Consider the following 12,624-nt stretch of genomic DNA (forward strand, 5'->3'; position numbering starts at 1 on the left):
GGAAAATGCAATGTAATCTGTATAATGTTTATAAATACAATTATCTTTGTGCGTTCATTGCTGATTATTGATTAGTAGTGATTTATGTTTTTCGCAAATAAAACAAACTAAAGCATTAAAAGATTATGAAACAGAACATTGCAAAAGTATTCACTTTCTCGTTGTTGGCGTCTTCCATCAGTTTTATCAGTTGTGTTGATAATGAGAAAAATCTGTTTGATGCAGATCAACTGAAGCAAATTTACGAAGAAACTTTTCCTGTAAAAAACATCGATCTTGATGGTGATTGGACAGTGTCACGAAGTGTGATAGCGTGTGTGTCAGTTAATGGAGATCAGGGAGTAGATTATAAGATACAAATATTTGATGCCGATCCATTAAGTCCGGGAAGTACAGCAAAACTCTTAGCGGAAGGAACTGTCAATCAAAGTACGACTTTGAATGTGGTGATGGATTGTGCAACAGCGCTTGATAAGGTGTTTGTTGCACGCATAGATGAGCACAAACGCTATCTGGTTCAACCGGTAGCGATTGAAAATGGTACAGTGACAGCGCATTTAGGAGACGCACATTATATATGGATATACAGGAGCACAACGTCTCATGTTGAATACAGGGAATGCTAGTACCCCTCTGACCGATATATACATTCTTGAAGTGAACGTCAAACTTAAGAATACAATATCTGTCCCTAGTGTGACAGATGGCTTAGACTTCTTCATTGCTTATCAGGGGATAGGTCAAAAGAGAACGGAAATCCATTTGACTCATTTTAATTCGGCTACGGCGAATGGGCAATTGGCAGATAATGAAGTGCTCGAAGTAATCAAGGTAGTTAATAATACTTGGGCTCTTTGCGTTCCTGATAAATTTGCTTATCCAACAGAAACAACAGTGATAACGAATGCATATTCTAAATTTGCAGATTGGGCACACGATCAGAGCTCAACCACAGATTGGTATAAGACTGTTAGTAGTGACAAGGTGATTCAGTACTAAACTTTTCGTCATCTCTACACTTTTTACATAAAGTTTTAGAATCCCTGATTATACTGACGATTGTTTGTGTAATCAGGGATTTTGCTATCTCACATGTTTTGTTATTTTTCTCTGTTAGCAAGCAAAAACCTTTAAAATGCTGAAAATTTTGCTTGTTTTGTACAAAAGCACCGTGTTTTTATCGGAAAAGCATCGTTATATTTGTGAAAAACATAAGGATAAAGTAAGCAAAAGATGCGGATAATGTCACCAAAAGCTATGGATAGAGTAAGCAAACCATTGGGATAGTGTCGCTATGTCGTAAATATTGTTAGTATTTTCTACTTTCCTTCCATTGATTTTTCTATTTCGGTCTTTGATAATGATAAATAGAAAAGAATAAAAGGAAACTTTATTGGTATAGATAATCTCTCTTTGGTGGTAAATGTTTTGATGATGTATCAAAAAGTGTATATATCGTGCCTGATTATAGAATAACGATTTGAGCAAATTCCTCTACAGTGGCAGAAACTCTTTATTACAATAAAAGGGAGGAAAGAAACGATTCCTGGTAGATTAAGAATTACAAAGTGTCAATGGTGACTTTTTGTAAACTATAGTTTCTATAAGATAGGTTTCATCAATTGTTAAGGCATTTTTTCTCTCTGTTACAATTATATATTTTAATGCTTTGTAACTATGAAGAGACAAAGAATAGTAGCTATGTTGAATAATAGTTGCTTGATGGCATAGCACGATAGAACTTCCGTAATGTACAAATCAAGCGATTTAAGGTTGAATAAACTTAAATCGCTTTTCTCCGCATCACTACTATCTGATCGAACCGCTTTTGTGACGGAGTGCCAACTATAATTTCCTTTGGAGGGAATCGCTTATCGAACTCATTAGCAGCTGATTTATCGACCTGATATATTTCATCTTCTATGTAACGTCCTTTAGCGTTGGCTAAAGCATTATCATATAATTCATAAACATGAAGAGCTGTGGCATACATATTATCTTCGGTGCGAATCCCTAATGTTTCAGCAGGAATGAATCCTTGCCGGAGGTAATAATCCGGGTCACCGCAAAGTAAAATGGCACGAAATCCCATATCGAAAGCTCGTTCTTTGGTCAGCGCAATCATTTTTCCTCCAATACCTTTCTGTTGATATTCGGGAAGAACAGAAATGGGCCCCAGGCTCAATACTTCATATTGGTTACCGTCATCCGCCATGATAAATGATTTAAGGCAGACCACATTGCCGACAATCTTGCCATTAAGTTCTGCAACAATATCGAGTTCCGGTACAAACTTTGGATGGTTACGCATGATATGAAGGAGATAATGTTCGTCACATCCCGGAGAAAAATGATTCCAAAAGGCTTCCCGTGTGACATTTTCGGTTTCATTATAATCCGAAGGTTGTTCAATTCTAAGTTTTATATCCATCTTATCAAATATATAGTTACACAAATATAGAGAACAAAATTTGAATATTTACCTCTTTAAGGACGAATCTGTACATTATAGCAAGATGAGACAAAAACTCCCGATACAAAGTTTGAATATACACTAGTATCAGGAGTTTTGTGTATTGATGCATCAAGATTGTAGAGAATTAAACCTTGTTCATATTTTGCGTGTACAGACTATTGATGATACCGTCGAACAGTCTGATGGTAGGTACAATAATTCCGGTGGCTTTTATATGAGTAGCTATCTCGAGAAATATTTCAGCAGCAGGTACAATAACATCGGCCCGGTCCGGTTTCAACTTATATTGCTTGATACGTTGTTCGGTAGAGAGCTTTCAATGTTTCATATATATCTTGCAGTGATTTTTTTTATTTCACTTTGTTTCATACTGAAAGGGAACTGTCTAAATTTTCTGCAAAAATATCAATGCGAGATGTAATTGTCATAACGATATTATTACGAACTTATTACAATGTTTATTTGTTATTTTTATATATCAGTAGAAACACTTATATTCGCAAAAGTATTGGAACAGACTCGGTTAAAAAATATAGAATTTATGAAAACAATGAATTATTCTCTTATTCGTATTCTCTTTGCACTTGTGATAGGATTGGTACTCGTGATTTGGCCAAATGCGGCTGCCAGCTATATTGTCATTACAGTTGGTGTTGCCTTTTTAATTCCCGGTGTTATCAGCCTTTTTGGTTATTTCGGCCGGAAAAGACAGGAAGGTGAAGCGGCTCCCCGTTTCCCGATAGAAGGAATCGGTAGTTTGTTATTTGGACTTTGGTTGATTGTGATGCCTGAATTCTTTGCAGATGTTCTGATGTTTTTATTGGGATTTATCCTGATAATGGGAGGAGTGCAACAGATTGCTTCTTTATCGATGGCACGTCGGTGGATGCCTGTTCCGGGAGCGTTTTACCTGGTTCCTTCATTGATTCTTATTGCAGGTATCATCGCTTTGTTTAATCCGACGGGAGCACGTAATACTGCATTTATAATTATTGGTGTGAGTAGTTTGGTTTATTCGCTTACCGAATTAATCAACTGGTTCAAGTTTACCCGTCGTCGTCCGAAGACTCCGGTGGTACATGACGATGATGATATTGAGGATGCAAAGATAATCGAATAAAAAAGAAAAAATAGTAGGTAATGTTGTTATGTCTCTGAAAAAGAGTATCTTTGTGGTATAATAAAAACAAATGTATGAAGCCTGAAAAGAAACAAAGCAAATCTTCTTCTTTCTTTCAAAAAGTATTGGAGGACAAGAAAGCGATAAGGAAATGTATACAGGAGGGTGGAGACTTGAAAAAAATAGCCAAAGAGCGTGACATCAAATTCTCAACTCCCGTATGAATTCTGTAAGGAATCAGATTGGAACTACTCATTTATAACGATAAGCGGTGTAAAATACATCGCTTATTTTGTTGATTACTCTGTATATCACCCGGATTTTGACGAAGTATATACTTTTAGTTTTGAACCGGAAGAATCAACTCCTCATCCTATTGATCCAAAGATAGCGGCAACAATTGTTACGATCTTACAAGAATTCTTTCAAAGTAAAGAAAGAGCAATGATTCTTGTATGCGATAATATTGATGGAAAAGAAAATAAAAGAAATAGATTGTTTAGTCGGTGGTATACTAATTTTAAAACCAAAGATATTCTAAAATTTGATGCTTCGGCTACTACTGAAGGGTATCAATTATATGTTTCTATCTTGTTAAGTTCTTCCCATCCTCGAAAAGAAAAGTTGATTGCGGCTTTTTATGAGTTAGTTAAAAATGAATTTTATCCTGTTGAATAAAAAAGAAGAGGACTGCTTCACAGCACCCCTCCCCGCAAACTTAAAACAACCAACAAAAGAAATAGATAATTTCATAACGGTGAACTGTGAGTGGTAAACGGTAAATGCGTTGCAATGCAACTTGTTCACCGTTTATCGTTCACCGTTCTTTTTTTCTATCTCACAAATAACAGTTCCCTGTATTTCGGAAGCGTCCACATCTGGTTGTCAACAATGAGTTCCAACTTATCGATGTGGTAGCGGATTTCTTCCAGTGCCGGAACGATCGTGTCGTGGTAGGCAATGGCTTTTTCCCGTTCGCTTTCTATCTTGTTCGCAACCTTACGAGCTTCAATCATTGCATCTACATGCTCCTTGATGAAGGCTGTGCGGTCGGCAATCTCTTCAATAAGTTCCAGGTTTTTAGCAGACAATTTCGCTGCCTTTTCTGCCGGGAAAAGAGATTGCATCTTATAGACATTATTAATTAAATCCGTTTGATATTGAGTGGCCACCGGAATGATATGGTTCATAGCCAAATCACCCAATACACGCGCCTCGATCTGAATCTTCTTCGTATACGTTTCCCATTTCACTTCGTTGCGGGCTTCCAGTTCTTTCTTTGTCATTACGCCGGTAGCTTCGAACATGGCAATGGTTTCAGGTTTCAGGTAGTTATCGAAGATAACAGGAACACTGGTTTCGCAATCTAGTCCACGGCGGGCTGCTTCTTTCTTCCATTCGTCGCTGTAACCATTGCCGTCAAAATGAATCGCTTTACATTCCTTGATATATCCACGGATAATTTCAAGAATGGCAGACACTTTAGGTTCTCCTTTTTCAGTCAAAGCATCCACATCTTTTTTAAACTTCACCAATTGGTCTGCTACGGCAGAGTTCAATGCAATCATGGCAGACGCACAGTTTGCCTCGGAACCTACGGCACGGAACTCAAAACGGTTTCCGGTGAAAGCAAAAGGAGAGGTACGGTTACGGTCAGTATTGTCAATCAGCAATTCGGGAATCTGCGGAATATCCAACTTCATTCCCTGTTTGCCGCTAAGACTAATCAAATCATCTTTTGTACTGTTTTCAATGTGATCCAATACCTGCGACAATTGCTTCCCGAGGAAAGAGGAGATGATGGCAGGAGGTGCCTCATTAGCTCCCAGACGATGGGCGTTGGTAGCGCTAGAGATAGAAGCTTTCAACAATCCGTTATGATGATAAACTGCCATCAATGTGTTTACGACGAAAGTAACAAAACGCAGGTTATCTTCCGGAGTTTTACCCGGTCCCATTAATAAAATGCCCGTGTCAGTTCCCAACGACCAGTTGTTGTGTTTACCCGATCCGTTGACGCCCTTAAAAGGTTTTTCATGAAGTAGTACGCGGAAACCATGACGGCGGCTTACCTTACGCATCAATGACATAATCAGCAAGTTATGGTCGTTAGCAAGATTACACTCTTCAAAGATGGGGGCTAACTCGAACTGGTTCGGGGCAACCTCGTTGTGACGGGTCTTAACAGGAATACCCAGCTTTAACGCTTCAATTTCGAGATCCTTCATGAAAGCGGCTACGCGGGTGGGGATAGCACCGAAGTAGTGGTCTTCCAACTGCTGGTTTTTGGCACTGTCATGTCCCATCAAAGTACGACCGGTCATTAGCAAGTCCGGACGTGCGGCATACAATCCTTCGTCTACCAGGAAGTATTCCTGTTCCCAGCCCAAGTAAGCAACTACTTTTTTCACTTCCGGGTTGAAGTAACGACATACGTTTACAGCAGCTTTATCTACGGCCCGCAATGCTTTCAGCAAGGGAGCTTTATAGTCGAGAGCTTCGCCGGTATATGCGATAAACACAGTTGGGATGCAAAGCGTATCATCCACAATGAAAGCAGGTGATGAGGGGTCCCATGCGCTGTAACCACGGGCTTCGAATGTGTTACGGATACCGCCATTCGGGAAAGAAGAAGCATCCGGTTCCTGCTGTACAAGCAGTTTACCAGTAAATTCTTCCATCATACCGCCTTTGCCGTCATGTTCAACGAAAGCATCATGTTTTTCAGCTGTGCCTTCGGTCAGCGGTGCGAACCAGTGCGTATAATGAGTAACACCCATTTCAATGGCCCATTTCTTCATGCCGGCAGCTACCTCGTCGGCAATACTGCGATCTAGCGGAGCACCGTTGTCAATGGCGTCAATCAGTGCATTGTATACCTTGCTGGGAAGGTATTTGAACATCTTCTCCTTGTTGAATACATACTTGGCGAAATACTCCGAAGGACGTTCGGCAGGTGTTGCTACCTCAACAGCTTTCTTTTTGAAAGCTGTCTCTACTACTCTGAATCTAAGTTTTGACATAATACCTGATTTGATTTGTTGTTAAATATGTTAGAGTAAATAATTACTTTGTTATGTGGTTCCCGGAAAGGCGATCAAACCTGTCCGGAAGTTTTTTCTGTGATTAGCGCGGTAGTGATTAGTAGTAAGTTGTGCGCAGCTGTCTTTCACTAATCACTCAACCGTTCATCACTAAATTAGTTGTAAGCAGATTCTCCGTGTTCGTAAATATCAAGACCTTCTTCTTCGATACGTGCCGGAACGCGAAGTCCGTGAATCTTATCAAGCGTTTTGAAAATGATGAATCCCATGCCTGCTGCCCATGCACCTACTACCAATGCTCCGAATATTTGTGCACCGAGGAATCCGAAACCGTAGCCATAGAATAAACCTTCACTGGTGGAGAACAAACCTGTAAGAATAGTTCCTAAAAAACCACAAACACCATGTACAGAAGATGCACCTACCGGATCGTCTATTTTTAAAACCTTGTCAATGAAGTCAACGGAGAATATCATTACGACACCACATATTGCACCTATTAAGGCTGCTCCTGCAGGAGATACTGCGTCACATCCTGCTGTGATGCCTACCAGCCCTGCCAAGATACCATTCAGTGTCAATGACAGGGAAGGTTTTCCATATTTCATCCAGCTCACCAACAGAGCGAAGAAACCACCGGCACAAGCTGCCAGATTCGTTGTCAGGAATACGTGGGAGATGGCGATAGCATCGGCTTCGGTTGCTGCTGCCAATTGAGAACCGGGGTTGAACCCGAACCATCCGAACCAAAGAATGAATACGCCTAGTGCGGCAATAGTCAGGCTATGGCCTGGGATAGCTTTTGATTTGCCGTCTTTACCATATTTACCGATACGGGGACCAAGAATGGCGGCACCTACCAAAGCAATCCATCCACCTACAGAGTGAACGACCGTAGAACCGGCAAAGTCATGGAAGGTGGTTCCGAAGAGACTCATCATGAAAGAACCTTCTTCACCGTTCATCAACCAGCCTCCGCCCCATGTCCAGTGACCGGATATCGGATAAATCAGTACACTGATAAAGATGGTGTAGACGATATACATGGAGAATTTTGTACGTTCTGCCATGGCTCCTGATACAATTGTAGCTGCTGTCGCACAGAATACGGTTTGGAATATGAGGAATCCTTCGGTTGGCAAACCATTATCAATGAAAGAAAGGTCGAAGAAGTGGGGCATTCCGATGAATCCGCCTGCACCGAACATCAATCCGAAACCGATAAACCAGTATAGTAAAGAGCCGAACATGAAGTCTACAAAGTTCTTCATCAGAATGTTGGCAGTATTTTTCACTCTGGTAAAACCTGCTTCTACTAATGCAAATCCCGGCTGCATGAAGAATACGAGCATTGCTGCAAGCAACATCCATACAGTATTCAATCCAAGAGCTAATTCACCAAGCGTATCGGGAGCTGCTGATGCTTCTTCAGCAGGAGCAACGACTTCGGTAATTGTTTCTGTAACTGCTGCAACTGTATCGGCAGCAGCTGTGTTTTGTGCCGACATATCAGTAGTAAAACAGCACAAAATGAATATAGTAGTGGCTATCCACAGCTTTACGAAGCTATGGCTTTTATATTTTGTATCCATAATAATTATCTTATTTTATACCTATTATTTTATTAGTGATGTTGTAAACCTCTTTATAAAGTTATGATCCGCAAGGAAACCTGGGAGCGGCACCTTGCCGCTGCCGATTAACGTTCTTGTTCTGCATTGTAGAGGGCTATGTCACCACGTTCGGCAGTGCGTATGCGGATAGCGTCTTCGATAGGAATGACGAAAATACGTCCGTCACCGATTTCTCCGGTCTGTGCAGCTTTGATGATAGCCTGCACTGTTTTCTCGGTATTCTTGTCGCGCACGACAATAGAGATCAAAATTCGTTCAATGGTGCTGGTGTCATAAACTACGCCACGGTAGATACGTCCTTGCCGTGCTTTTCCAATGCCTCTTACATCGTAATAAGAGAACCATTCGATGTCCGCTTCGAGTAGGGCGTCTTTTACGTCCTCGAATTTGGTTTTACGGATGATAGCTTCAATCTTTTTCATATACCTTAAATATTAGTGTGTCCTGTAAAAGAAAGAGGTATAGGGTAGCGGCAGCCATAGCAGGTTACCATACAACAAACCGATAAAATCTAAACTCTAACTACCTTTTCTAATCCCTATACGCTCTTTGTATTGTAAATTCTCTCTCTTAAAAACTTAGTCCGAAAGCAAAGTAGGCTCCTTCAGTGCGTGGGTTCACTGTTACTTTGGCAAATGTCGGTACGGAGAAGGAATCTGTGATTTTAATCTCCTTGGATGCTCCGAGACTGATGTCTGTTACGCAGAATCCACTGGTATAGCCATTATAAAAAGTCGTTTCCCAGGGAATCATACCTAAATCTACTGTCCAGTCGAGACCTCCCAATTTGAAAGGTGCGCTAAGTGCGAGGTAAGAAGAATAAGCTCTTTTGCCGTTTTCTTTCACACCGTCGGCACCTGCAAAGTTTGTGTACCAGTTGACGGCTAGCGGACCGAAATCATATCCCACTTGTGCTTCAAATACATGTGCTGTAGAATAGGCTCCATATTGGAAATACTTATTGGTTGTATAAATCTCCTTTCCGTATTCATCTACATCCCCTGTATATGTTTTATCAAACCAATAATCCGTTATTGAAACACTAAATCCACCAATTGAATAACCGATAGTTAAGTCAAACTCTTTTGCATCTTTGGATTCAACTCCTACTGATCCCCATGCTCCGAGTGATAAACCTTTGTAAGAGATTCCCAGTGAAGGCTGGACGCTAACTCCGCCTAAATTCTGACCGCGCCAGATGTAACCACTTACCAAATCTGCCCCAACGGAAGCTTCTACCTTATCTTGTGCCATCATTGTAGACGGGACAAATCCTGACAGTAATAATGCTACTGTTATTACCCCCAATTTGTTGTTAATCGTCGTTTTCATCGTCTTTTTACCTTTAAAAGTTAGAAAAATGTGGATGTACGGTCCATTTGTTATATAGTAGCGCGCAAAATACTATCGTTTTTTATGGATAACTGATTATGGATAACTGATCCTGCAGGAATGATGATGTTCGTTTAATGGGGGCATGTTGAACTTTCTATTTCCCGCTATCCATTATTCATTCAATCAGAGCCAGTTTTTTATTCTTCTCATCGCTTCGATACAGTCGTTGCGTTCGCCGAATGCAGTTAAACGGATATACCCTTCACCGCTTGGCCCGAAACCTACACCGGGAGTACCGACCACATTGGCTTCATACAACATCTGTTCGAAGAATCGCCATGAAGAAAGTCCGTTCGGAGTTTTCACCCACAAGTAGGGAGCGTTGATGCCGCCGTATACTTTCAGTCCCGTGGCTTCCAAGCCTTCCTTCATGATTTTTGCGTTGGTCATATAATAGTCGATTGTTTTCTTAATCTGTGCCTTGCCTTCTGCACTGTAAACGGCTTCTGCTGCCCGTTGGGTAATATAAGAAGTGCCGTTAAACTTAGTACACTGGCGACGATTCCACAATCTGTTGAGTGGTATGCGATCACCTTCCAGAGTGGCGGCAGTGAGCTCTTTCGGAACCACGGTATATCCGCAGCGTACTCCTGTAAATCCTGCCGTTTTTGAAAAACTACGGAATTCAATCGCGCACTTTTTAGCTCCCTTAATCTCATAGATAGAGTGGGGGACATTCTCATCCTGGATATATGCCTCGTAAGCGGCATCGAACAGAATCAGTGTATCGTTTGCCAAGGCATAATCCACCCACTTTTTCAGTTCCGGTTTGGTTAAGGTGGTCCCTGTCGGGTTGTTCGGATAACAGAGATAAACGATGTCTATCCGTTTGTCCGGAATTTCCGGGATAAAGTTGTTCTCACTTGTGCAAGGCATATAAGTAACGTTGCTCCATTTACCCGTTTCTTCTTCCAATACTCCGGCGCGTCCGCACATAACGTTACTGTCTATGTAAACCGGATAAATGGGATCTGTAACACCTACGCTATTGTCGTGGCGAAGAATATCACCTATATTTCCGGTATCGCTTTTAGCCCCGTCACTGACAAAAATCTCGGATGCCGAGAAATGAATCCCGCGTGGAGCGAAATCGTTCTTTATGATTGCTTCAATCAGAAAATCATATCCCTGTTCAGGACCATATCCGCGGAATGTATCTTTGCCGGCCAGTTCTTCTACCGCTTTATGCATTGCTTCTATACAGGCTGGAGGAAGTGGCTGCGTAACGTCGCCGATACCTAGCCGGATGATGTCCTGTTTGGGATGCGTTATCCTGAAAGTATTTACCTTTTTCGCTATATCCGAGAATAAATAACTTCCCGGTAATTTTAAAAAATGCTCGTTTACTAATGCCATCTTGTTATTGTTTTAAGTTTCTATTACTATTCATTCTCAACTCTCCATTCTCAACTCTCAACTTCTTCAACAATTTCCCCATCGAAAACCTTGGTTGCCGGTCCGGTCATTAATATATGTCCGGAGGTTTCATCCCATTCGATGGTAACTGTCCCTCCATCCATTATCACATCACTTTTTCTTCCTGCAAGTCCGTTGATGAAGGCGGCTACTGCTGTGGCGCAGGCACCTGTTCCGCAAGCTTGAGTAATTCCCGATCCTCTTTCCCATACTCTCATCCGTATGGTGTCTCTACCGACGATCTGTGCAAACTCTACATTCGTTCTGTCGGGAAAGAGAGGATGATTCTCCAGTTCAGGACCGATTTCCGGCAGATTAATTCGGGTAATGTCATCAACAAATGTGACGAGATGTGGATTACCCATTGATACTTTAGTAGATGGGAAAGGATATTTCTTTTTCCAATCAATCTCTCCTGTTTCTTGTGGACTGCCCATATCTACGGTGACTGTACTGACTGTTTTTCCCTCTACCTGCAATTTCAGAATTTTAATTCCCGATAGTGTATCCAAAGTTATTTCTGTTTTATCAGTCAATCCGTATTCATATACATATTTGCCTACGCAGCGGCTACCATTGCCACACATCATTGCTTCCGAACCGTCGGCATTGAAAATACGCATACTGAAATCCGCTTTATCAGAGACACCAATCAATATTAGTCCATCACTTCCGATTCCTGTATGAAACTTGCTCCATTCGATCGCTTTCTTTTCAGGGTCTGCTATCGGATATCTGGTCGTGTCTACATATATGTAGTCATTTCCTGTTCCATGCATTTTAGTGAACTTAATTCTTGTTGTCATTTTGATTGGTATTTATTGGTTGTTGTATCCTTTTGTTTTATTACAATGCAAAGATATGACTTTTTGCTTTATATTTTATTGAAAAGTATGTCTAATCTCTATTAATTTTCTGTGAACTTATAATTGCCTTTCATACGGCTATGTTTAGTTATAATTTGGAATTATATATATTCATATATTAATAAACTGTTATTTGAACGAATTGCTTTGTATATTCTTTCATAATATATGAAGAATATTTAGTCCTGATAATCCATAAAACCAGTTATAAAAACAAGAAATATATTCTTTTTCTTTTGACGATATGAAAGTGAAAATCCTTATTTCTCTATCATATTGTTCGCGGAGTGTTTTGAAGAACCTTTTTCTGTATTCATTGTTTTAGCACTATCATTAATATAAAAACGTAGCGATATGAATATAGAGAAACAATTAGAAACAGCAGTTAAAACCAACCATCTGGTGTTGGTGGTGTTCTATGCCGATTGGTCCCCTCATTATGAGTGGATAGGGCCTGTGCTCCGAACTTACGAAAAGAGAACTGTGGAATTGATTAGAGTGAATGCAGAAGAGAATAGAGCAATTGCTGATGCTCATAATGTAGAAACAGTACCGGCTTTCCTTCTATTGCATAAGAGTCATGAACTTTGGAGGCAGGTAGGAGAGCTTACGGTAGAAGAATTAAAAGAGGTATTGGATGATTTTCAATAAGATGAAAGATTGTAATTTCATC

The 12,624-nt window shown here is 40.6% G+C and carries 11 protein-coding genes and 2 pseudogenes; 5 read left to right on the plus strand and 8 right to left on the minus strand.

The annotated features are described in order from the left end of the window. Window positions 1–125: 125 nt before the first annotated feature. A pseudogene (locus tag KTR06_RS24755) lies at window positions 126–999 on the plus strand (LruC domain-containing protein). 784 nt (window positions 1,000–1,783) lie between these two features. Here the strand turns inward: KTR06_RS24755 and KTR06_RS13405 are convergent. Then, window positions 1,784–2,431, minus strand: a complete 648-nt coding sequence (locus KTR06_RS13405) for a GNAT family N-acetyltransferase (protein ID WP_009040496.1) — start codon at window positions 2,429–2,431, stop codon at window positions 1,784–1,786. Between the two features lie 169 nt (window positions 2,432–2,600). Continuing rightward, a pseudogene (locus tag KTR06_RS13410) lies at window positions 2,601–2,823 on the minus strand (Ppx/GppA family phosphatase); the annotation flags it as partial. 194 nt (window positions 2,824–3,017) lie between these two features. Between KTR06_RS13410 and KTR06_RS13415 the strand changes: the two are divergent. The 3 genes from KTR06_RS13415 (at window position 3,018) to KTR06_RS24760 (ending at window position 4,274) form a co-directional block, all read left to right on the plus strand. After that, window positions 3,018–3,596, plus strand: a complete 579-nt coding sequence (locus KTR06_RS13415; RefSeq protein WP_004315724.1) for an HdeD family acid-resistance protein — start codon at window positions 3,018–3,020, stop codon at window positions 3,594–3,596. Between the two features lie 74 nt (window positions 3,597–3,670). Continuing rightward, a complete protein-coding gene (locus KTR06_RS13420) occupies window positions 3,671–3,820 on the plus strand; it encodes a hypothetical protein (RefSeq protein ID WP_008022861.1) in 150 nt (49 codons plus the stop codon). Further along, the gene (locus KTR06_RS24760) at window positions 3,792–4,274 is read left to right on the plus strand and encodes a DUF6169 family protein (protein ID WP_074705252.1); all 483 of its coding nucleotides are present in this window, start codon (window positions 3,792–3,794) and stop codon (window positions 4,272–4,274) included. Before KTR06_RS13420 ends, KTR06_RS24760 begins: the two co-directional genes overlap by 29 nt. 155 nt (window positions 4,275–4,429) lie before the next feature. Here the strand turns inward: KTR06_RS24760 and KTR06_RS13430 are convergent, their stop codons facing one another. The 6 genes from KTR06_RS13430 to dapF all read right to left on the minus strand — a co-directional run bounded on the left by KTR06_RS13430 (window position 4,430) and on the right by dapF (window position 11,891). Beyond that, entirely contained in the window at window positions 4,430–6,619 is a 2,190-nt protein-coding gene (locus KTR06_RS13430) for a glutamine synthetase III (protein ID WP_217290415.1), read from the minus strand. Window positions 6,620–6,795: 176 nt separating this feature from the next. Beyond that, window positions 6,796–8,232 carry an ammonium transporter gene (locus tag KTR06_RS13435; RefSeq protein WP_217290416.1) on the minus strand — a complete coding sequence of 479 codons (1,437 nt, stop codon included), beginning with the start codon at window positions 8,230–8,232 and terminating at the stop codon, window positions 6,796–6,798. Between the two features lie 107 nt (window positions 8,233–8,339). Next, a complete protein-coding gene (locus KTR06_RS13440; RefSeq protein WP_004303701.1) occupies window positions 8,340–8,696 on the minus strand; it encodes a P-II family nitrogen regulator in 357 nt (118 codons plus the stop codon). Window positions 8,697–8,844: 148 nt separating this feature from the next. Continuing rightward, a complete protein-coding gene (locus KTR06_RS13445; RefSeq protein ID WP_217290417.1) occupies window positions 8,845–9,606 on the minus strand; it encodes a hypothetical protein in 762 nt (253 codons plus the stop codon). Between the two features lie 186 nt (window positions 9,607–9,792). Continuing rightward, complete coding sequence (locus KTR06_RS13450; protein WP_074705247.1) at window positions 9,793–11,025, minus strand: LL-diaminopimelate aminotransferase; 1,233 nt, start codon at window positions 11,023–11,025, stop codon at window positions 9,793–9,795. Between the two features lie 50 nt (window positions 11,026–11,075). Next, entirely contained in the window at window positions 11,076–11,891 is an 816-nt protein-coding gene (dapF, locus tag KTR06_RS13455) for a diaminopimelate epimerase (protein WP_151923182.1), read from the minus strand. A gap of 414 nt (window positions 11,892–12,305) precedes the next feature. On the opposite strand from dapF, the gene KTR06_RS13460 reads away from it, so the two are divergent. Then, window positions 12,306–12,602: a thioredoxin family protein gene (locus KTR06_RS13460; RefSeq protein ID WP_015530958.1), complete on the plus strand. Its 297-nt coding sequence runs from the start codon at window positions 12,306–12,308 to the stop codon at window positions 12,600–12,602. Window positions 12,603–12,624 lie beyond the last annotated feature (22 nt).

It is taken from the genome of Bacteroides sp. MSK.20.12, assembly GCF_019052435.1.
In the GTDB taxonomy this organism is placed as follows: Bacteria; Bacteroidota; Bacteroidia; order Bacteroidales; family Bacteroidaceae; genus Bacteroides; species Bacteroides xylanisolvens.

Coding starts and splice junctions, on each gene's coding strand:
- KTR06_RS13430 (WP_217290415.1), bottom strand. CDS start 6,619: ATGTCAAAACTTAGATTCAGAGTAGTAGAGACAGCTTTCAAAAAGAAA.
- KTR06_RS13460 (WP_015530958.1), top strand. CDS start 12,306: ATGAATATAGAGAAACAATTAGAAACAGCAGTTAAAACCAACCATCTG.
- KTR06_RS13445 (WP_217290417.1), bottom strand. CDS start 9,606: ATGAAAACGACGATTAACAACAAATTGGGGGTAATAACAGTAGCATTA.
- KTR06_RS13450 (WP_074705247.1), bottom strand. CDS start 11,025: ATGGCATTAGTAAACGAGCATTTTTTAAAATTACCGGGAAGTTATTTA.
- KTR06_RS13405 (WP_009040496.1), bottom strand. CDS start 2,431: ATGGATATAAAACTTAGAATTGAACAACCTTCGGATTATAATGAAACC.
- KTR06_RS13420 (WP_008022861.1), top strand. CDS start 3,671: ATGAAGCCTGAAAAGAAACAAAGCAAATCTTCTTCTTTCTTTCAAAAA.
- KTR06_RS13440 (WP_004303701.1), bottom strand. CDS start 8,696: ATGAAAAAGATTGAAGCTATCATCCGTAAAACCAAATTCGAGGACGTA.
- KTR06_RS13415 (WP_004315724.1), top strand. CDS start 3,018: ATGAAAACAATGAATTATTCTCTTATTCGTATTCTCTTTGCACTTGTG.
- dapF (WP_151923182.1), bottom strand. CDS start 11,891: ATGACAACAAGAATTAAGTTCACTAAAATGCATGGAACAGGAAATGAC.
- KTR06_RS13435 (WP_217290416.1), bottom strand. CDS start 8,232: ATGGATACAAAATATAAAAGCCATAGCTTCGTAAAGCTGTGGATAGCC.